The organism is Mycolicibacterium lacusdiani (assembly GCF_021916785.1).
Lineage (GTDB): Bacteria > Actinomycetota > Actinomycetes > Mycobacteriales > Mycobacteriaceae > Mycobacterium > Mycobacterium lacusdiani.
Map to the genome: position 1 here is coordinate 274,757 of NZ_JAKCFC010000001.1, position 19,538 is coordinate 294,294.

Genomic DNA, 19,538 nt, shown 5'->3' on the forward strand with positions numbered 1-19,538 from the left:
CCTCGTGTGCCGTTGCGGCGCCTTGAGGACCTCGGAAGGACGGTATGACGAGCACGACGGAGGGTGCGGGCGTTCCGGCGGCCGCGGCGATCGACCCAGAGTCCGCCAACGCGATGATCAGCCCGCAGCGGCGGAACTTCATCTTCATCGGCGTACTGCTGGGGATGCTGCTGGCAGCGCTCGATCAGACGATCGTGGCCACCGCGCTCCCGACGGTGGTCGCCGACCTCGGCGGTGCGGGACACCAGTCCTGGGTCGTGACCAGCTACCTGCTGGCCTCGACGATCGCGACGGCCATCGTCGGCAAGCTCGGTGACCTGTTCGGCCGGAAGGCCGTGTTCTGCGCGTCCATCCTGTTCTTCCTCGGCGGGTCGGTCCTCTGCGGGCTCGCCGGATCGATGACGATGCTCGTCGCAGCGCGGGCGCTGCAGGGCATCGGCGGCGGCGCGATCATGGTCACCGCGATGGCCGTGATCGGCGAGGTCATCCCCTTGCGCGAGCGCGGCCGCTACCAGGGCGCGCTCGGTGCGGTGTTCGGCGTCACCACGGTGATCGGCCCGCTGCTCGGCGGATTCTTCACCGACCACCTCACCTGGCGGTGGGCGTTCTGGATCAACGTCCCGATCGGCATCGTGGTGCTGCTCGTCGGCATTGCCGCCATCCCATCGCTCACCCGAGCCGCCGCACGGCCCAAGATCGACTTCGCGGGCATCCTCTTCGTCGGACTCGCCGCCTCCGGTCTCACGTTGGCCACCAGCTGGGGCGGCGGCGAATATGCATGGGGCTCACCGGTCATCATCGGTCTCTTCGCCGCATCCGCCGTGGCCCTCGCCGTCTTCGTCCGGGTCGAGATGCGTGCCCCGGAACCGATCCTGCCGATCCGGCTGTTCCGCAGCCCCGTGTTCACGGTGTGCTGCATCCTCGGCTTCATCGTCGGGTTCGCGATGCTCGGGGCCTTGACCTTCCTGCCGACGTTCATGCAGTTCGTCGACGGCGTCTCGGCCACCGAATCCGGCCTGCGCACGCTGCCGATGGTCGCCGGCATGCTGATCACGTCTATCGGCAGCGGCAACATCGTCGGACGCACCGGCAGGTACAAGCTGTTCCCCGTCGCTGGCACCGCGATCATGGCCGGTGCGTTCCTGCTGCTGTCCCAGATGACGGCGGCCACGCCGACCTGGCAGCAGTCGCTGTACCTCTTCCTGCTCGGCACCGGCATCGGGCTGTGCATGCAGGTGCTGGTGCTCGTCGTGCAGAACACGTCGAGCTTCGCCGACCTCGGCGTCGCGACGTCGGGTGTCACGTTCTTCCGGACCATCGGTTCCTCGTTCGGCGCCGCGATCTTCGGCTCGCTGTTCGCCAACTTCCTGGCCGCCGACATCGGGCCCGCGCTGGCGTCCGGCGGCGCGCCGCCACAGGCGGCGGAGTCGCCCCAGCTGCTCCGGACGCTGCCCGCCGAGATGGCAGGCCCGATCGTCGACGCGTACGCCGATGCGCTGGGCACCGTCTTCCTGTGCGCGGTGCCGGTGGCCGTGGTCGGGTTCGTGGTCTCGTTGTTCCTCAAGGAGATTCCGCTGCGCGAGATCGAGGCGTCGTCGGCGACCGATCTCGGGGAGGGCTTCGGCATGCCCAGCACCGAGACGCCGGAGAAGATCCTCGAGGTCGCCGTCGGCAGGATGTTCCGGGATTCGCCCGACATCCGGTTGCGCAGCCTCTCCCGCGAGCCAGGCTGCGATCTGGACGTGCCGCGGGCGTGGGCGCTGCTGCAGATCTACCGGCACAACCAGGTCTTCGGCTCGGCCACCCTGACCGCGATCGCCGACCGGCTGCGCGTGCCCTTTGAGGTCATCGAGCCGATCTTCGACCGGGTGATCGACGACGGTCTGGCGCTCGGGACGGGCGGCAAGCTGTGGCTGACCCAAGCCGGTGCCGCCCGGGTGAACGCCTTGTCGGCCAGCATCGTCGGGCGCATCGTCGACAAGCTCGCGCAGTCGCCGACGTTCGAGGGCCGCCCGGATCGCGAGCAGGTGGAGATCGCCCTGGAGCGGATCGCCCACCGCATGCTGGTGCAGCGGGACTGGGCCGACGGCCCGGGAACGCTGGCCGCGGCCCGCTGACTCGAAACTAGAACACGTTCCAATCCGCGGCGCGCGGGCGTACGATTCCGCCCATGAGCCGAATCGGAGACTTCGCCGACGACGACGCGGCGGCCTGGATCGTCAAGTCACCCGACATCGGGACCGCGATGGCGAAGTTCACCCACGCCGTCTACGAGAAGAACCGTCTGCCGATGCGGGTGCGCGAACTCGCGCGCATGGTGATCGCGCTCGACAACGAATGCGTGGTCTGCCAGAACACCCGCGACGCCGACGGCATTGCGGCAGGCGTCGACGAGGACCTCTACGACCACGCCGCACAGTGGCAGACGTGGCCCGGCTACAGCGAGCAGGAGCGGATCGCCGCCGAATTCGCGCAGCGCTTCGCCTCCGACCACACCGGACTACGCGACGACGAGGACTTCTGGGCACGGTGCCACGAGCAGTTCAGCGACGAGCTGCTGACCGATCTCGCGCTGTCGTGCGCGATGTGGATCGGGATGGGCCGCATGCTGCGGACCCTTGACATCGGTCAGGCCTGCAAGATCACGCTCTAAGCGCTCAGACCTCGCCGGTGGCGTCGTAGACCCACGACATGTCGGCGGTGGCGAAGTCCTCGAGCCAGCTGGGTGGCGCGTGGTTGGCCAGGGCGCTCATGTCCCAGTAGTCCTTCCACAGCGTGATCTTGCCGTCTTCGACGCGATGCACCGAGACGAACTGCAGCACCGCGGATTCGCCTGAGGCCCAATGCCATTCCTCGTGGTGCTCGTACATGGCGTCCCGGCCGTTCTGTACGAGCAGACCGTCGAAGTTCTCGTAGGACGCCAGCGGTTCGAGCCCGATCTTCAGCCGTTTGACGATGTCGTCGGGCCCCTTGGCGGCCGCCGCGGGTCCGACGGGCACGTCGAGGTAGATGCAGTCGTCGGACAGGTAGGTCTTCAGCCCCTCCCAATCCCGCGCCGACAGCGCCCGCCACATGCCCAGGACGACTTCCTCGATCGACACAGTCTCAACCGACACTGGTCAGCACGTCCTTCTCGATGAGCAGAGCGGGGGAGCGGTGCGCGGCCCGCAGGAAGCGGCCGGTGCGCGTGCGGCCGACGAGTTCGGTGGCGACGCCGGAGGCGAACACCTGGCGCCCGGCGACGAACACTGCGGGCACCGCCTCGTCGTTGCGGTTGACCATGCGGGACAGACCGCCGTACTGCTCGACGGGCTCCTCGGCGTAGGCGTCGAGCTGGTCGTCGAGTCGCTCCGGATCGATGATCGCGATGTCGGCGCGGTCGCCGATGCGCAGGTGGCCCGCGTCGAGGCGGTACCAGTCGGCGAGCTCACCGGTGAGCCTGTGCACCGCGGCCTCGATCGTCATGAACGGGGTCCCGGCCAGTTCGGCGTCGCGGACGTGCCGCAGCAGCCGCAGCCCCATGTTGTAGAACGCCATGTTGCGCAGGTGCGCCCCGGCATCGGAGAACCCCATCTGGATCCCGGGTTCGCGGGCCATCTTCTTGAGCACCTCCGGCCGGTGGTTGGAGATGGTGGTGTGCCACCGCAGCGCCTTGCCGTGTTCGAGCACCAGGTCCAGGAACGCGTCGACGGGGTGCAGGCCGCGCTCCTGGCCGACCTCCCCGAACGACTTGCCCACCAGTGCCGCATCCGGGCATTCGGAGATGTGCGCGTCGAAGAAGTCGCGGTGCCAGACGCGCAGGCCGAACTTGCTCTCGTAGTCCTTGCGGAAGCGGCGCCGGTAGTCCTCGTCGCGCATCAGCTCGTTGCGTTCGACCTCGTCGGCCAGGTGCAGCGCGGCAGCACCCGCGCCGAACTCCTCGAACACCACGAGGTCGATGCCGTCGGCATAGACCTCGAACGGCACCGGGAGATGCTGCCAGCGGAAGTTGCCGCCGAGGGTGTTGACGAACCGGGAGAGCGGACCCATCAGCATGATCGCGTACGGATTGGACTTCACGTCGGCCGCCGACAGCAGGCTGGTCTTCAGCGGATTGCGGATGATGCCGACCGACTGCAGCAGTTGCGACCCGAGATTGAGCGGGTTCTGAATGTCGGGGCCGGACTGCAGGATTCGGCCCGACTTGCGGAGCAGGGACTTCAGCCGCCGCAGTTCGCGCGCCTTGGCATAGGTCGAGGGCAGCGTGCGGGAGCGGCACGCGTCGCCGTCGATCTTGTCGAACAACAGTTGCTGCGACGACATCCCGACGAAGCCCGCACGCAACGCATCGACGAGCATCTCCTCCATCCGAGCCTGTTCGCGTCGGGTGGGCTTTTCGTCCTTGCGTGTGGACCGGTCGAGGCCCATGACTGCCGTGCGCATGTCGGAGTGACCGATGAACGCCGTGACGTTCGGACCCAGCGGGCGCGCCTCGAGTGCGGTGACGTACTCGTCGCACGTACTCCACGTCTTGTGCTGGTTCACCGCGTCGATGACGTGGTCGCGCGGGATCGCCTCGACGCGGCCGAACAGGTCACCGGCCTCGGTGCCGTCGACGTGGATGGTCGACAGCGAACACGACCCGAGCATGATCGTGGTGACGCCGTGCCGCAGCGACTCCGACAGGTCGGGTCCGCCCAGCACCTCGACGTCGTAGTGGGTGTGGATGTCGAGCATCCCCGGCAGCACCCACTTGCCCGTGGCATCGACCACCTGGGGGCAGTCGGTCGCGTCGAGGTCGCCGGCCGAGATCGCGACGACGTGGCCGTCGCGGATGCCCAGATTGCGCACCGCAGAGGGGCCACCGGTGCCGTCGAACCAGAGGCCGTTGCGGATGATCGTGTCGTAGGTCACTAGGCCATGCAACCCTGGGCGACCACCGGTGTCAACGAAATCGTGAACAGATTCCGATATTTGTCTACCGATTGGCCGCTACTGCTCGACCCACGCGTCGGGCCGCCTGCCGTCGACGTCGGTGAACCCGTACTCCCAGGACAATTGCGCCGAATTCACCGAGCGCTGATTCCACCGGGCACGATTGGGATCCGCGGCGATCGCGGCGACACCGCGACCGACGAAGCGGGTGCTCTCCGACGCGTCGAAGCCCGGGGGCGCGACGGGGTAGCCGTCGGCCCGGTCGGGGTTCATCGCGTCCCGCCAGTTGCTCTCGGTGACGCCGTAGTTGTCGAGCATCATCTCCGAACGCAGCCACCCCGGGGTGACCGACACCGCGGTGGCGCCGTACGGCGCCAGGTCGTGACCGTGGCTGAACGCCAGCCGGTTCACCGAGACCTTGGCCAGGTCGTAGAACACCGACACCCGGTAGTGGTTCGCGTTGAAGTCCGCCGTCCCATCGGTGACCTCGACCAGCAGTCCGCCCGGCCGCGCGACCAGGAGCGGATGCAGGCAGTGCGACGTGATCAGGTGCGTGTCGACGCCCAGCCGAAGGATCCGCAGGCCGTCGTCGAGGTCGTGCTCCCACACCGGACGGTTCCACGAGCGGGGTGCGCCCTTGAGGATCTCGGCGCCCCACACGTCGTTCACCAACACGTCGATCGCGCCGTAGTCGGACCGCAGCCGGTCGGCGAGACCGCGCACCTGATCGGGATCGAGGTGGTCGACCGCGATCGCGACGCCGACGCCGCCGAGTTCGGTGACGAGTTCGGCCGTCTCCTCGATGATCTCGGGGCGGTCGTAGTCTGACTTCAGCGTTCCCGCCGCGCTGCTCCGGCCGGTGCACACGACGGTGGCGCCCGCCTCGCCGAGTGCGGCGGCGATGCCCCGGCCCGCACCCCGTGTCGCTCCTGCGACGACGGCGACGCGGCCGCGCAGGTCCGGCGTCGGGACCGGGGAGGGGTTTGCCACCAGGACAGTATCGGTGGTCAGGGCCGTTTTCAGCGGCAGTTCGGCCGACCGGGGCATACTCGCGGAGGTGACCCCACTGCAGCGCTACATCGCCGAGGAGATCGCCACCGACCACGTCGACGGCCTGATGTCTCGACGGGAGGCCTTACGACGGATGGCGCTGATCGGCGTCGGCGCCACCGCGGCAGGCGCACTGATCACCGCCTGCGGCGGGAACGGCGACGAGTCCGCGGCCCCCGAGAGCACTGCGACGACGGCAGGGAGCGGGGGCTCGACCACCGAGAGCGCCAGTGCCGCACCGCCACCCGGGGCCGACGCCGAAGTGCCCACCGAACCCATCACGTGGGCGGGCCCGCAGGGCGACCTGCAGGGCGCGTGGGCAGCCGCCGGGGCGCCGAAGGGCGCCCTGCTCGTCATCCACGAGAACAAGGGCCTGACCGACTGGACCAGGTCGGTCGCCGGGCGGTTCGCGGGCATCGGCTATTCCGCACTCGCCATCGACCTGCTGTCCGGGCAGGGCGGCACGGCCACGTTCACCGACCCGGCCCAGGCCACCGCGGCGCTGAGCAAGATCTCACCGCCCGAATTCGTGGCGAACCTGCGGTCCGGTCTCGACGAAGTGGCGCGTCGCACGCCCGGCGTGAGGCTCGCCGCGATCGGGTTCTGCATGGGCGGCGGACTCACCTGGCAACTCCTCGCCGCCGGTGAACCGCGGCTGACCGCCGCGTTCCCCTTCTACGGCCCGCTGCCCGAGGGTGCGGACCTCGCGGGCTCGAAGAACGCGGCGGTACTGGGCTTCTACGGCGAGAAGGACGCCCGCGTCAACGCCACCAAGGACGCCGCCGAGCAAGCCCTGACCGAGGCCGGCCTGGTCCACGAACTCGTCGTCGAACAGGGCGCCGATCACGCGTTCTTCAACGACACCGGACAGCGTTACGACCCGACCGCCGCTGCCGACGCATGGCAGCGCGTCGGGGCCTGGCTGACCCAACACGTCGGCTGACGACCGCTGACCCCATGTCGGCTGTCGCCGACTACGGCAGGCGTGTTCGCCTGCCGTTCGCCTCGTCGTCGACCCGACGTTCGCCCCTGCACACACGGCGCCGATACGATGGATGGACATGCGGGTCGTCCAGGTTGCCAACTTCTACGGCCCCCGTTCCGGCGGGCTGCGCACCGCCGTCGACCGCCTTGGGGCGGAGTACTGCGCTGCCGGCCACGAGGTGTTCCTCGTGGTTCCCGGCGCCGATGAAGACGTCCGCCAGCTGCCATCGGGTGTGCAGCGAATGTCGCTGCCCGCCAGACTGATTCCCTTCACCGGCGGCTACCGCGCAGTGCGGCCGAGCCCCGTCACCGCGCTGCTGGAGCGTCTCGGACCCGACGCCATCGAGGTGTCCGACCGGTTGACGCTGCGCTCGCTGGGACAGTGGGGCCGGGCACACGGCGTGTCGACGGTCATGATCTCCCACGAGCGTCTCGACCGCCTGGCAGGACAACTGCTGCCACGGCGGCTCGCCCGGTCGGTCGCCGACGTCGCGAACCGGCGGACGGCCGCCGACTACGACGTCGTGGTCTGCACGACCGGTTTCGCGCGGGCGGAGTTCGATCGCATCGGCGCGCGCAACGTGGTGACGGTGCCGCTGGGCGTCGACCTCGAGCAGTTCCATCCGCGGTGGCGAAGCCAGCTCGTCCGCAACCGGTGGGCCGCACCGGAGCAGACGCTGCTGGTGCACTGCGGCAGGCTCTCGGTCGAGAAGCACGTACACCGCAGCATCGACACCGTTGCGGCACTGCGCGATTCGGGGGTGGACGCGCGGATGGTCGTCGTCGGCGAAGGCCCCATGCGATCACGCCTGGAACGGCAGGCCGCCCGCCTGCCCGTCGACTTCACCGGCTTCGTCGGCTGCCGGGACACCGTCGCGGCCATCCTCGCGTCCGCCGACGTCGCCATCGCGCCCGGACCGCACGAGACCTTCGGCTTGGCTGCACTGGAGGCGCTGGCCTGCGGCACCCCGGCCGTCGTGTCGAAGACGTCCGCCCTGGCCGAGATCCTGTCCGACGACAGCGGGGTGGCCGCCGACAACGATCCCGGGGCCATCGCGGAGGCGGTCGCATCGATCATCGACCGGCCCGAGTCGGTGCGCAGGCGCAGCGCCAGGAGGCGGGCCGAGGAGTTCCCCTGGCCGCGGTCGGCCGCGGGCATGCTCGACGCTCTCGGCGTGGGCGGGCGCTAGGTGGGGCGGCTCGCCGGCGTTTGAGATCGCCTGTCGGCGGGCACTCGAACTTACAGGTACGTCAATACGTGGGTCGTCCATGTCCCGCCCGTGCCGCTGACCGAAGGAGTCGTCATGTCGACCACCACCTGGATCATCGTCGCCGTCGTTGCCGTCATCGTCATCGCACTCATCGCCTTCGCCGTGCGCAGCGCGTCGCACAAGAAGCGCGCCGCCGAGGCCGACCGCATCCGCGAAGAAGTGCACGTCGAAGGCCGCAAGCTCGAGCGGCGCGAGTCCATTGCCGCGGAGACCGAGGCCAAGGCACGCGCAGCGCAGGCCGAGGCGGAGGCCAAGGCAGCCGAGGCCGCACGCCTGCAGGACCGGGCGAGCAGTCATCGCGAGGTGGTCGACTCGACCCGCTCGAATCTCGACGAGCGTCGCGAGCACGCCGACTCGCTGGATCCGCGGGTGAAGTCGTCCGGCCGGGCCGACGACCAGGTCGACGAGTCGGACCGCGTCGTCGTGCGCGACGGCAACGACGTCCAGGCGCAGGACGTGCGTCACGACGTGCAGGCCCAGGACGTCCACGGACGCCACGCCGACGGACGCCCGACCCGCTAATCGCGGAGTAGCTGCCCGATCAAGGCATTGGCGACCCACGCCTCGAAGGCGTGGGTCGCCCATCCGCGTTCGCGAACCATCCGGTCGAAGACGACCGGGTCGGCCGCCAACCACGCCACGTCGACGGCGTGGTCTCGGGAGACCGCGGCCCGATCTGCGCCCAGTTCGGCGATCCGGTCGACTATCTGCGCAGCACCCTCCCGGCGCTGTCGGTGCAACGTGGTCAGGAGTTCACGCGCCTCGCCGTCGGTCTCGGCGGCCACCTCCAGCGCGCGAAACAGACCAACGGCACGCTCGGCGATCTGGACTTGGAGTCGAACCCAATCCCGCACTAGGCGGCGCGGATTGCGCAGGGCGAACAGGTCTTGGAACGCCGGTCGGTCCGTCAGCGCGACGGGCCTGTCGTCACCGGCGACGGCCCAGTCGAGCGCGGTCTTGAGCAGTGCGACCTTCCCGCCGACGGCACTGAACACGGTCTTGCGACTGACGCCTGCGGCGCTGGCGATCGCGTCGATGGTCGTTGCTCCGTAGCCGTCGGCCGTGAACAGCTCCGCGGCCGCGGTCACGATGGCCCGCCGGGTGTCGTCCGCCTGGGCTGCGCGCAACGTGGACCGGTAATCGCGCTTGACAGGATCCGGCATTCGAGTACACCCTTCAGGTATTCAATACCCCACAGGTTACCTCAATTCTGGAGGACCCATGCAGATCGTCATCGTGGGCGCCGGACCCACCGGGCTCTACCTCGCCACGACACTCGCCAGACGAGGGCACCGGGTCGCGGTCATCGACCGCGACCCGGGACCGCCGCGCTCGGGCCCGTGGCGCCGGCGGGGGGTCATGCAATTCGAGCACGCCCACACCTTCCGAGGGCCGGTCGTCGACCTGCTGCGCAAGGACATGCCCGAACTCCTCGACCGATTGCTCGCCACCGGTGCGTCCATCCCCGTCACGCCCGACAGTCGGCCGGCCGCGCTCCTGTGTCGGCGCAGCACGTTCGAGACCACGATGCGTGCGGTGGCTGCGGGACGCCCCGGAGTCGACGTGGTCACGGGGCACGTCGACCGGACCGTCCACGACGGCGCCCGTGTGCGCGGTGTCTACGTCGACCGACGCCGCGTGACCGCCGACCTGGTGCTCGACGCCTCGGGACGTGCGAGCCGCTTCTCGGCCGAGATCCGACCCCGGGCGATCGGCGAACCGTGCGGCGTCGCCTACGTGACCCGGCAGTACCGGCTCCGGCCCGGAACCGATGATCCCCCGACCAACTCTCCGATCGGCCTCTCCTTGAGCTTCGCCCGCTACTTCGCGGTGGCGTTCCTGCACGACGCCGGAACCTTCTCGATCACCATCGCGCACGACGGCAGGGACCCACGGGTCCGGGACCTGCGGCACGCGCACGTCTTCGACTCGGTGGTGCGGAGGATCCCGCGGCTGCGGCAGTGGATCGACGTGGCCGTATCCGAGCCGACGACCCCGGTGCTGCCAGGGGGCCGATTGCACAACGGGTACCGCGGTCAGTGCGACCAACGCGGCGCACTGGCCACGCCGGGCATGATCTCGGTGGGCGACGCCGTGTGCACCACGACGCCGCTGGCGGGACGTGGAGTCACCCTGGCTCTCGCGCAGGCAAGCCGGCTCACTGCGATCATCGACGACCACGGCGCCGACGTCGATTCGGCTGCACGGGAATTCGACGCGTGGTGCGCGTCGGCCATCAGACCGTGGTTCGACGACCATCGGCATGCCGATGCCGACCGACTGCGCAGATGGGCAGGCGGCGACGTCGACCTGACCCGGACGCTGCCATCGGATTTGATCGTGGCCGCCGGTGCGGTCGACGATCGCGTGCGCCGCGGGGCCGAGCCGTATGCCCGGATGGACGCGCTTCCGGACACCTTGGCGGCCGTCGAGCCCCTGGCGCGCGGCGTCTACGCATCGGGCTGGCGACCGGCCGCTGCGGAGGGTCCCGTCGACCTGGGGGAGGTCTGCGACGCGTCGGCAGCCGCCTGACCCGCTAGACCCCGGACGCGTGCGGGCCCGGCGTCACGCCACCGGGAGCCGTTTGATGCCGTGGATGAACGCGGACTGCAGTCTGTCCGGCTCCTCGGTGGCCGTCAGGTCGGGGATCTGGCGGTGCAGTTCCTCGAACGCGACGGTGATCTCGCGGCGGGCCAGGTTGGCGCCGAGGCAGAAGTGCGCCCCGCCGCCCCCGAACCCGACGTGCGGGTTGGGGTGCCGGTGCACGTCGAACGTCCACGGATCGGCGAACTTCGACTCGTCGCGGTTGGCCGAGCCGTACCAGAGGGTGACCTTGTCGCCCTCGCCGAGCGTGACGCCACCGATCTCGACCTCGCGGGTGACCGTCCGGCGCATGTAGCTCACCGGTGAGGCCCACCGCACGATCTCCTCGACCGCGGTCGGGGCGACCTCGTCGTAGTCGGCCCACCACGCGTCACGCTGCTCGGGATGGCGGCTCAACGCGAGCACCCCGTGGCTGATGGCGTTGCGCGTGGTCTCGTTGCCCGCCACCACCAGCAGGATGAAGAACGACGCCACTTCGCTCGACGTCAGACCCTCACCGTCGAGTTCGGCCCTGACCAGACTGGTGGTGAGGTCGTCGCCCGGGTTGGCGCGGCGGTCGTCGGCCAGTGCCGACGCGTAGGCGCCGATGTCCATCGCGACCCGGAAGAACTCGTCGAAGTCGGTGGTGATGTCGGGATCGCCGAAGCCGAGGATGACGTTCGTCCAGTGGAAGATCCGGTCGTGGTCCGCGTCGGGGATGCCCATCATGTCGCAGATGATCTGCAGCGGCAGCGGGCCGGCCAATTCGGTCACCAGGTCGGCGCGCCCGTCCGGATGGTTCGCCACCATCTGCTCGACGAGCCTGCGCGCGCGGTCGCGCACCGAGTCCTCGATCATCGACAGGACACGCGGAGTGAACGCACTGCGGACGATGTTGCGCAACCGGGTGTGCCGCGGGTCGTCCATCGCGATCATCGAGCCGAAGTACTCGGTGAGCTCGGGGGTCTGATCGCCGATCGTGATGCCCTGGGCCGAGCTGAAGATCTCCGGGTGGCGGCTCGCGTAGAACACGTCGTCGTACCGGGTGACGGCCCAATGCCCGCGACCGCCTTCGAACCCGTCCTGGATGAACTCCGGCTGCAACGACACCGGCGCCTCACGGCGCAGCGTGGCGAATGCACCCTCGCGCAGATCGTCGTCGAGCGCCCAGAAGTCCCACGAGCCGAGGTTGATCTCCGACAGCGGCACGTCGGGCGGAGCGGAGCCATTCACACGGGGCGTGATACCCACGTCGCCCCCTTCACCGTCGAAGGACTAGATGCCTTCGAGCGTAGCGCCAGTCACGGAGCGCCCTCGTGTCCGGCGCGACCGTGGGTGCGCCGGTCCTCCTTCATCCTGGCCTCGAACACGTGCCGGTGGCCCTGCTGCAGTTGGTCGCGGACGCGCCGCTCGTGGTCGCGCAGCACCGACCAGTAGTTGTCGTCGAAGTCCTCGACGATCTGGAACGTCCACCGGCCGTTGAGCACGTTGCGGCCGACCATCTCGGTCTCGAGTCGGTCGGCCACCTCGGTGTGGCCGGCGTCGCGCAACTTGTCGCAGGCGTCTCCGAGAGTGAGGTCGGCATGCCCCATCAGCTGGTGGAAGGAGTAGAGGTGCCCGCGGGCGCGCTCGACCCACTCCAGGGCCTCGGACACCGACCCAACCGCTTCGACGGTCGCGTCGGAGATGTCGTCGGGCAACTTGCGGTCGTGGTCTGCGGGCTTGTCGTCGTCGGCGTGCTCGGTCACCGAAACCAAATACCCGCACGGTTGGCCCGGAAACGTGGTAGCACTCAAGCGGTGCGCAACCCACATGCCGGACAACCCTTTACGGATTCCGACGAGGAGATCGCCCGGGCACTGCTCGACGTCAGCGTCCCCACGCTGATGCTGTCGCTGGTGCACATGTCCGGCGACCCCGAATTGATCCGAGGAGCGCTCAGGCCGGCAGGGCTCTTCCTCAACGAGGTGCAGGGCTACCTGTCCGAGGAGGACAAGGCGGCCGCACGGGACCTCGCCCTGACGGTGATCAGGGACTACCGGGACCGCGGCTGCCCCGAGCCCGAGCCGATCGGACCGGAACTGCTCAAGGAGATGATGGAGTGGCTGGTCTGCGAGCCCGTGCCCGAGGAGTACGTGCCGATGCTGGCCGAGGAGATGGAACTCGACGGCCGCGACGGCCGGGCCCCCGAGGCGCTGGACCCGGCCGCGTGCGCCGACTTTCCCGTCGTCGTGATCGGATGCGGCGAGTCCGGACTGCTGGCGGGAATCCGCTTGCGGGAGGCGGGGATTCCGTTCACCATCGTCGAGCGCAACGCAGGCGTGGGTGGCACCTGGTATCAGAACACGTACCCCGGCGCCCGGGTCGACGTCGGCAACCACTTCTACTGCTACAGCTTCGAACCCACCGATCAGTGGACCCACTTCTTCGCCGAGGCGCCCGAACTGCAGGCGTACTTCGAGGGCGTCATGGACCGCCACGGCATCCGCCCCCACGTGCGCTGGGAGACGGAGGTGACCGAGGCTCGCTGGAACGGTGACATCGCCACCTGGACGGTCTCGACACGGGATCGCGACGGAAAACGGGCCGACCTCACCGCGCGTGCGGTGATCAGCGCCGTCGGCCAGTTGAACCGGCCCAAGGTGCCCGACATACCCGGCCGGGATACATTCGGCGGCAGCGCCTTTCACTCGGCGGAGTGGGATCACTCGGTCGACCTGGCGGGCAAGCGCGTCGCGATGATCGGGGCGGGCGCCAGCGGTTTCCAGATCGCCCCGGCCATCGCCGACGAGGTCGCGCACCTCACCGTCTTCCAGCGCACCGCGCAGTGGATGTTCCCCAACCCCAACTACCACGCCGAGGTCGGATCAGGCGTTCAGTGGGCGTTGCGGCACCTGCCGTTCTACGGCAGGTGGTACCGGTTCCTGCTGTTCTGGCCGGGCTGCGACAAGGGGCTCGACGCCGCGCGGGTCGATCCCGACTACCCCGACCAGCAGCGCGCGGTGAGCGAGATCAGCGAGGTGACGCGGTTGGTGTTCACCGACTGGATCACCAGCCAGCTCGACGGCGACACCGAGCTGGCCGCGAAGGTGGTGCCCGACTATCCGGCGACGGGCAAGCGCACGCTGCAGGACAACGGCACGTGGCTGAAGACGTTGACGCGGGACGACGTCGACCTCGTACGGACGCCGATCGCCCGCATCGAGGCAGATGCCGTCGTGACCGAGGACGGCGTGCGTCACCCGGCCGACGTGATCGTCTACGCCACCGGGTTCCACGCCAACCGCGTGCTGTGGCCGATGACGATCCTGGGCCGCGACGGCGACGACCTGATGACCCGCTGGGGTGAGCGACCGGTCGCCCATCTCGGCATCACCGTGCCCGGGTTTCCGAACCTGTTCTGCATGTATGGCCCAGGCACCAACCTCGCCAGCGGCGGCAGCCTGATCTTCCACTCGGAATGCCAAATGCGCTACATCACGGACTGTTTGACGACGCTGATCGCCGGCGGCCACCGGTCGATGGAGCCCCGCCAGGACGTCTGCGACGACTGGGTGCGCCGCAGCCAGGACGAGATGCGGACCATGGTGTGGTCGCAGCCGTCGATCGAGCATTCGTTCTACAAGAACGCCTACGGCGAGGTGTACACGCTCAGCCCGTGGCGGCTGGTCGACTACTGGGGATGGACGCGGGCGGTGAACGCCGCCGACTTCGTCTTCGACTGAGGCTTTTTAGAGTCAGGCCTCGACGACCGCCTTGATCCCCTCGAGCGTCTTGCGCATGTCGCGGACGTTGCGGCGGCGACGCAACTGGCCGCCGAACAGCCCGAACAACGTGGTGAACACGCCCTCGTTCATGAAGAACGACTCGGTGACGTCGGTGCCGGTGGCCGAGGGTTCGAACCGGTAGCGCCAGTTGTTGACGGGGCGGTCGCCGATGAGGACCTCGAAGCCGAACTCGCGGCCGGGGTCGCACGCCGTCACGCGGCACGTCGTCCAGTAGACGGGGCCGATCTCGTTGCGCCGGACGTGGCCGCGGAACTTCGCGCCCAACTCCGGACCCGTCGCACCGCCCAGCCATTCGGCCTCGAATGTCTCGGGGGAGAAGCGGCCGGTGTTGCGGACGTCCGACACCAGTTCCCACACCTGCTGCGGCGGGGCGGCCATGGACACGGTCACTGATGCCTTCATCAGGGCACTCCCTCGTCTGCGTCGGACTGGTCGGCCTCAGCACAGGCCGCTGACTCAGCGTGCCACCCTCGCCCGGCGAACCAGCGCCGGGTAGGGCGCCCCGTCGCTACGCTCGCCCCGGTGAAGATCCGTTTCGGCGTCGGCCTGGCAGGCGAGACCGCCCCCGACGCGCTGCCCGGCCTCGTCGACCGCCTCGAGGAGCTCGGCATCGACTCGCTGTGGTTCTCGGAGTTGGTGTACTCCAAGGCCGTCGACCCGTTCGTCGGCATGGCGTTCGCGCTGGCGCGGACCACGCGATTGAAGGTGGGGACGTCGGTCGTCGTGCTGCCGGGCAGACACCCGGTGTTGGTGGCCAAGCAGCTCGCGTCGTTGGCGGCGCTCGCACCCAAGCGGGTGCTGCCGGTGTTCGGGCTGCGGTCGGCGATCGCGACCGAGCGCGAACTGTTCGTGGTGCCGGAAGGCAGGCGGGCCGCGGTATTCGACGAGTCGCTGCGCCTACTGCGCGCCGCACTGCAACCCGACGGCGAGCGGTTCGAGGGTGAGCTCTTCTCGGTGAGTTCGCCGCAGGTGCAGCCACGGCTGGCCAGGCCGCTCGACATCTGGCTCGGCGGGTCCGCACCCGCGGGGCTGCGTCGCATCGGCAGGCTGGCCGATGGCTGGCTCGGCAGCTTCGTCACGCCCGACGAGGCGCGGCGGGCGGTGCAGCTGATCCAGGAGTCCGCTGCCGAGGCCGGACGGGAGATCGAAGCCGACCACTTCGGCATCAACCTCGCGGTCAGCGAGGGCGGGCTCGGGGAGGACCTGAGGGCCGCGGTCCGCAGCCGCCGTCCCGACGTGGATCCCGCCGACCTCGTCGCCGACGGCTGGCCCGCACTGCACCGCCTCGTCGATGAGTTCACCGCGGCCGGGTTGTCCAAGTTCGTGGTGAGGCCGGCAGGCGGCAGCGACCTCGACGGTTTCGTCGAGAGATTCGCCGCCGAACTGCTGCCTCGGGAGAACTAGCCGCGAGGAGGACCCCATGGCCGAGCACGTGATCGTGTCCGGACACCTGACCGTCGCACCGGAGGCCCGCGACGACTACCTGCAGGGCTGCGCGAGTGTGGTCCGGGCTGCCAGGGCGGCGCCGGGCTGCCTGGACTTCGCGATCGGAGCCGACCTGGTCGACCCCGGCCGGATCAACGTCTTCGAACGCTGGGACTCCCGTGCCGCCGTGGAGGCGTTCCGCGGCGACGGCCCCAGCGACGAACAGAACGCAGCGCTGCTCGACGCGTCGGTCGCCGAGTACGACGTGGGCGGAGCTGCCCGACCCCTCGGGCCGTAACGGAAAGCCCAGCTCAGAGCGGCTTTCGCCCGGGGCTCGCACGGACGCGCGCGCGGGTGCGGGATTCGCCGGGTGTCGAACCGCTCGGGTACTGTGCATACACTGCCCAGGACGTACGGGCGAGGCTCCCGAGCCCGGTGGAGCCTTCGTTGGACACGAATCAGCCGACACCATCCTCACGACGCCAAGGGGCCATCACCTTGTCAGACACACCAAGCCAGACCGAGGGCCTCACGCCGCACTTCGAAGACGTCCAGGCGCACTACGACCTGTCCGACGACTTCTTCCGGCTGTTCCTCGACCCGACGCAGACCTACAGCTGCGCCTACTTCGAGCGTGACGACATGACGCTCGAGGAGGCCCAGCGCGCCAAGATCGATCTGTCGCTCGGCAAGCTCGGCCTGGAGCCTGGCATGACGCTGCTCGACGTCGGCTGCGGCTGGGGCGGCACGATCAACCGTGCGCTGGAGCGCTACGACGTCAACGTGGTGGGTCTGACGCTGAGCCGCAACCAGCAGGCACACGTCCAGAAGCTGCTCGACGCCAAGGACAGCCCGCGCAGCAAGCGCGTGCTGCTGCAGGGCTGGGAGCAGTTCGACGAGAAGGTCGACCGCATCGTGTCGATCGGCGCGTTCGAGCACTTCGGTCGCGACCGCTACGCCGACTTCTTCGCCAGGGCCTACGAGGTGCTGCCCGACGACGGCGTGATGATGCTGCACACGATCATCAAGCCCAGCGACGAGGAGTACCACGAGCGCGCGCTGCCGATGACCATGACCATGCTGCGGTTCTTCAAGTTCATCATGGACGAGATCTTCCCCGGCGGTGATCTGCCGCAGGCCAAGACGGTCGTCGAGCACGCGACGAAGGCCGGGTTCGAGGTCAAGCTCGTCCAGCCGCTGCGCCTGCACTACGCGAAGACGCTCGACATCTGGTCGGCAGCGCTCGAGGCGCGCAAGGACGAGGCGATCGCCATCCAGTCCCAAGAGGTCTACGACCGGTACATGCGGTACCTCACCGGCTGCGCCGACCTGTTCCGCAAGGGCTACACCGACGTCGCGCAGTTCACCCTGACCAAGGGCTGACCCACCACGGACGGCGGTACCCCGGCCTGGCTCCGCTCGCGGGCGGCAGTCGCGCTGCTGGCCGCGACCCTCACGCTCACAGCGGTGTTCGGCGTGTTCGCCCTCCTGGTGCTGTCGCGTCCCGGCCCGGACCCCGCCGCGGGCGTGCCGCGGATGACCGAGGCCGCGGCCGCCGAGTCGGTGACCGCGGCCGCGCGGGACGCCGTCGTCGCAGCCCGGTTGGAACGCCCGGCGGGTGGGCGGACGAGCATGTCGTGCGGGTCGGCGACCGGACCGCCGTACCGCCCGGTGGTGCACATGACGTTCGCGCTGCCCGAGGGCAACACCGTGGGCTACCTGAATCGCGTGGCAGCCGACCTGGTCGCCGACGGATGGGCCGACTCGGGAGTCGTGGCGGAGTACTTCGGCAAGAAGCTCACCAGGGGTGGTGTCATCGCCGTCTTCTACCGCAATCCCGAACGCCTCGACGTCGCCACGATGCGGCTGTCGGGCGAGTGCGCCGTCGACGCCGTCACCAACGAAGGCGTGTGGACCGAGATCGGCGACCGGCTGCGCGCCGGCTCGTGACCAGCTGGGGCTAGGACCTGGGCCGCCCGGGTGGGCCGACCTCGCCGCCCGCGGCGTCACGGCGCCGGGCGGCCATGCCTGCCAGTGCCTCGAACACGACGCGGTGCGCCGCGTTGACGGTCAGCTCGGCGTGATCGTAGGCGGGTGCCACCTCCACGACGTCGACACCGGCGACGTCGTGTTCGTAGCAGAGCTGGCGCACCATCCGCAGCAGGTCCACGCTCGTGATGCCGCCGGGCTCGGGGGTGCCGGTCCCTGGCGCGTGGGCGGGATCGAGGACATCGATGTCGACGGACAGGTACAGCTTGTCCGCCTTCGCGAGCGCCTCCCCGACGGCGTCGACCATGACCGGCTTGAAGCCGCGCTCCCAGATCTCCTGCATGGTGTGCCAGACCATGCCCTGTTCCTGCATCCACTCGAACGTGTCCTGCGGCGGCCAGTACCCGCGCAAGCCGACCTGGACGAAGTGGGTGCCGGGGACGGCACCCGACTCGATGAGCCTGCGCATCGGCGTGCCGTGGCTGGCGAGATTGCCGTCGATGATGTCGGCGGTGTCGGCGTGTGCGTCGAAGTGCACGATGCCGACGTTTCCGTAGCCGTGCACGTCGGCGACGGCCGTCGCCGATGGCCACGTGATGGAGTGGTCACCGCCGAGCACGACCGGGACGATTCCGCGCGACGCGACGGCGTGCACGCGTTCGCGAATGTTGGCGTGCGACACCTCGGTTTGCCCGTGCGGACAGTAGGCGTCGCCGTAGTCGACGACCTCGAGCCAGTCGAAGATCTCGAGCCCGAGGTCCATGTGATAGGTGCCCGGCTCGTACGCCGTGGCCCGGATCGCCCTTGGGCCGAACCGCGCTCCCGGCCGGTTGGTGGTGGCGACGTCGAACGGCGCCCCGACGATCGCGACGTCGGGTTGCCACGAGTCGAGCTGCTCGGTCTCGGTGAGGAACGGGCGGTGCCCGAACGTCGCCAGCCCCGAGTACGGCAGGTCCAATTGCTCGGCCATGCCGGGCGGCAGATCGCGCTGCGGGCCGTGCTCGTGCTGGTGGCTCATGACGTGACCGTACCCCTTGTCGGCAAGCTATGCGCCGCAACGGATGTCAGCGCCGAGCGCAACTCCGCCGGGATCTCTCGCTTGGTCCAGTCCGTGGTCGACACGACGACGTAGACGGTGCGCCCGGTGACCGCGACGCACTCGGCGTCGTCGGTGGCGGCCCGCCGCCACGCCTCGAAGCCGAGCGTGAGGCTCGTCGTGCCGGTCGCCACGCTGGTCACCAGCACGCGTACTGCGTCCCGCCACCGCACCGGTGCCGAATAGTCGAGTTCGGTGTGCACGACCTGGAGGTCGCAGCCTGCCGCGTTCAGCTCGGCGAACGAGATGCCGAGGTGGTCGAAGAACGCCGTGGCGGCTTCGTCGAACCAGGTGAGGTAGTGCCCGTTGAACACCACGCCCTGCTGGTCGATCTCGGCGTAGCGCGGCACCACCGGGAACGCGAAGGGCTGACTCACGTCCGTCACTGTGCCCGGTGCCGGCACCCCGGGCAATGGTGTGCCGTCACTAGGCTCGAGG

At 69.3% G+C, this 19,538-nt stretch carries 20 protein-coding genes; 11 read left to right on the plus strand and 9 right to left on the minus strand.

Annotated elements, in window-relative coordinates; all coding sequences use genetic code 11:
- The first annotated feature begins 44 nt into the window (after positions 1–44).
- On the plus strand, positions 45–2,117 hold the full coding sequence (locus LOK44_RS01330) for an MDR family MFS transporter (RefSeq protein ID WP_237568168.1): 2,073 nt from the start codon (positions 45–47) through the stop codon (positions 2,115–2,117).
- A 53-nt stretch (positions 2,118–2,170) separates the two neighbouring features.
- Positions 2,171–2,653, plus strand: coding sequence for a carboxymuconolactone decarboxylase family protein (locus LOK44_RS01335; protein ID WP_237568169.1), 483 nt, complete (start codon positions 2,171–2,173; stop codon positions 2,651–2,653).
- Between the two features lie 4 nt (positions 2,654–2,657).
- Here the strand turns inward: LOK44_RS01335 and LOK44_RS01340 are convergent, their stop codons facing one another.
- The 3 genes from LOK44_RS01340 to LOK44_RS01350 all read right to left on the minus strand — a co-directional run bounded on the left by LOK44_RS01340 (position 2,658) and on the right by LOK44_RS01350 (position 5,904).
- Positions 2,658–3,074, minus strand: coding sequence for a nuclear transport factor 2 family protein (locus LOK44_RS01340; RefSeq protein WP_237568921.1), 417 nt, complete (start codon positions 3,072–3,074; stop codon positions 2,658–2,660).
- Between the two features lie 31 nt (positions 3,075–3,105).
- Positions 3,106–4,893 carry an N-acyl-D-amino-acid deacylase family protein gene (locus LOK44_RS01345; protein ID WP_237568170.1) on the minus strand — a complete coding sequence of 596 codons (1,788 nt, stop codon included), beginning with the start codon at positions 4,891–4,893 and terminating at the stop codon, positions 3,106–3,108.
- A gap of 78 nt (positions 4,894–4,971) precedes the next feature.
- Positions 4,972–5,904, minus strand: a complete 933-nt coding sequence (locus LOK44_RS01350; RefSeq protein WP_237568171.1) for an SDR family oxidoreductase — start codon at positions 5,902–5,904, stop codon at positions 4,972–4,974.
- A 67-nt stretch (positions 5,905–5,971) separates the two neighbouring features.
- On the opposite strand from LOK44_RS01350, the gene LOK44_RS01355 reads away from it, so the two are divergent.
- The 3 genes from LOK44_RS01355 to LOK44_RS01365 all read left to right on the plus strand — a co-directional run bounded on the left by LOK44_RS01355 (position 5,972) and on the right by LOK44_RS01365 (position 8,741).
- Positions 5,972–6,907 (plus strand): dienelactone hydrolase family protein, encoded by a 936-nt coding sequence (locus tag LOK44_RS01355; protein ID WP_237568172.1) that lies wholly within the window; start codon positions 5,972–5,974, stop codon positions 6,905–6,907.
- Between the two features lie 118 nt (positions 6,908–7,025).
- A complete protein-coding gene (locus LOK44_RS01360; protein WP_237568173.1) occupies positions 7,026–8,138 on the plus strand; it encodes a glycosyltransferase in 1,113 nt (370 codons plus the stop codon).
- 114 nt (positions 8,139–8,252) lie between these two features.
- Positions 8,253–8,741: a hypothetical protein gene (locus tag LOK44_RS01365; RefSeq protein WP_237568174.1), complete on the plus strand. Its 489-nt coding sequence runs from the start codon at positions 8,253–8,255 to the stop codon at positions 8,739–8,741.
- Here LOK44_RS01365 and LOK44_RS01370 read toward each other — a convergent pair.
- The gene (locus LOK44_RS01370) at positions 8,738–9,382 is read right to left on the minus strand and encodes a TetR/AcrR family transcriptional regulator (RefSeq protein WP_237568175.1); all 645 of its coding nucleotides are present in this window, start codon (positions 9,380–9,382) and stop codon (positions 8,738–8,740) included. The genes LOK44_RS01365 and LOK44_RS01370 overlap by 4 nt on opposite strands.
- A gap of 58 nt (positions 9,383–9,440) precedes the next feature.
- On the opposite strand from LOK44_RS01370, the gene LOK44_RS01375 reads away from it, so the two are divergent.
- Positions 9,441–10,751 (plus strand): FAD-dependent oxidoreductase, encoded by a 1,311-nt coding sequence (locus LOK44_RS01375; protein WP_237568176.1) that lies wholly within the window; start codon positions 9,441–9,443, stop codon positions 10,749–10,751.
- Positions 10,752–10,784: 33 nt separating this feature from the next.
- Here LOK44_RS01375 and LOK44_RS01380 read toward each other — a convergent pair whose 3' ends face one another.
- Both LOK44_RS01380 and LOK44_RS01385 read right to left on the minus strand, forming a co-directional pair.
- Positions 10,785–12,053 carry a cytochrome P450 gene (locus LOK44_RS01380; protein ID WP_237568177.1) on the minus strand — a complete coding sequence of 423 codons (1,269 nt, stop codon included), beginning with the start codon at positions 12,051–12,053 and terminating at the stop codon, positions 10,785–10,787.
- Positions 12,054–12,103: 50 nt separating this feature from the next.
- Positions 12,104–12,550 (minus strand): hypothetical protein, encoded by a 447-nt coding sequence (locus LOK44_RS01385; RefSeq protein ID WP_237568178.1) that lies wholly within the window; start codon positions 12,548–12,550, stop codon positions 12,104–12,106.
- 51 nt (positions 12,551–12,601) lie between these two features.
- Between LOK44_RS01385 and LOK44_RS01390 the strand changes: the two genes are divergently transcribed.
- Positions 12,602–14,527: a flavin-containing monooxygenase gene (locus tag LOK44_RS01390; RefSeq protein ID WP_237568179.1), complete on the plus strand. Its 1,926-nt coding sequence runs from the start codon at positions 12,602–12,604 to the stop codon at positions 14,525–14,527.
- A 12-nt stretch (positions 14,528–14,539) separates the two neighbouring features.
- On the opposite strand, the gene LOK44_RS01395 is transcribed toward LOK44_RS01390, so the two are convergent.
- Positions 14,540–14,992: an SRPBCC family protein gene (locus tag LOK44_RS01395; protein ID WP_237568180.1), complete on the minus strand. Its 453-nt coding sequence runs from the start codon at positions 14,990–14,992 to the stop codon at positions 14,540–14,542.
- 120 nt (positions 14,993–15,112) lie between these two features.
- Between LOK44_RS01395 and LOK44_RS01400 the strand changes: the two genes are divergently transcribed.
- From LOK44_RS01400 to LOK44_RS01415, 4 genes are all read left to right on the plus strand, one after another.
- On the plus strand, positions 15,113–15,994 hold the full coding sequence (locus LOK44_RS01400) for a TIGR03854 family LLM class F420-dependent oxidoreductase (RefSeq protein ID WP_237568181.1): 882 nt from the start codon (positions 15,113–15,115) through the stop codon (positions 15,992–15,994).
- Positions 15,995–16,010: 16 nt separating this feature from the next.
- Positions 16,011–16,313: a putative quinol monooxygenase gene (locus LOK44_RS01405; RefSeq protein ID WP_237568182.1), complete on the plus strand. Its 303-nt coding sequence runs from the start codon at positions 16,011–16,013 to the stop codon at positions 16,311–16,313.
- Between the two features lie 200 nt (positions 16,314–16,513).
- Positions 16,514–17,398, plus strand: a complete 885-nt coding sequence (locus LOK44_RS01410) for a cyclopropane mycolic acid synthase family methyltransferase (protein WP_237568183.1) — start codon at positions 16,514–16,516, stop codon at positions 17,396–17,398.
- An 84-nt stretch (positions 17,399–17,482) separates the two neighbouring features.
- The gene (locus LOK44_RS01415; RefSeq protein ID WP_237568184.1) at positions 17,483–17,965 is read left to right on the plus strand and encodes a lipoprotein LppJ family protein; all 483 of its coding nucleotides are present in this window, start codon (positions 17,483–17,485) and stop codon (positions 17,963–17,965) included.
- A gap of 10 nt (positions 17,966–17,975) precedes the next feature.
- On the opposite strand, the gene speB is transcribed toward LOK44_RS01415, so the two are convergent.
- Positions 17,976–18,974: an agmatinase gene (gene speB, locus LOK44_RS01420; protein ID WP_372481179.1), complete on the minus strand. Its 999-nt coding sequence runs from the start codon at positions 18,972–18,974 to the stop codon at positions 17,976–17,978.
- A 44-nt stretch (positions 18,975–19,018) separates the two neighbouring features.
- A complete protein-coding gene (locus tag LOK44_RS01425; RefSeq protein ID WP_237568186.1) occupies positions 19,019–19,477 on the minus strand; it encodes an acyl-CoA thioesterase in 459 nt (152 codons plus the stop codon).
- Positions 19,478–19,538 lie beyond the last annotated feature (61 nt).

Coding starts and splice junctions, on each gene's coding strand:
- LOK44_RS01370 (WP_237568175.1), bottom strand. CDS start 9,382: ATGCCGGATCCTGTCAAGCGCGATTACCGGTCCACGTTGCGCGCAGCC.
- LOK44_RS01335 (WP_237568169.1), top strand. CDS start 2,171: ATGAGCCGAATCGGAGACTTCGCCGACGACGACGCGGCGGCCTGGATC.
- LOK44_RS01405 (WP_237568182.1), top strand. CDS start 16,011: ATGGCCGAGCACGTGATCGTGTCCGGACACCTGACCGTCGCACCGGAG.
- LOK44_RS01395 (WP_237568180.1), bottom strand. CDS start 14,992: ATGAAGGCATCAGTGACCGTGTCCATGGCCGCCCCGCCGCAGCAGGTG.
- LOK44_RS01375 (WP_237568176.1), top strand. CDS start 9,441: ATGCAGATCGTCATCGTGGGCGCCGGACCCACCGGGCTCTACCTCGCC.
- speB (WP_372481179.1), bottom strand. CDS start 18,974: ATGGCCGAGCAATTGGACCTGCCGTACTCGGGGCTGGCGACGTTCGGG.
- LOK44_RS01365 (WP_237568174.1), top strand. CDS start 8,253: ATGTCGACCACCACCTGGATCATCGTCGCCGTCGTTGCCGTCATCGTC.
- LOK44_RS01340 (WP_237568921.1), bottom strand. CDS start 3,074: ATGTGGCGGGCGCTGTCGGCGCGGGATTGGGAGGGGCTGAAGACCTAC.
- LOK44_RS01330 (WP_237568168.1), top strand. CDS start 45: ATGACGAGCACGACGGAGGGTGCGGGCGTTCCGGCGGCCGCGGCGATC.
- LOK44_RS01360 (WP_237568173.1), top strand. CDS start 7,026: ATGCGGGTCGTCCAGGTTGCCAACTTCTACGGCCCCCGTTCCGGCGGG.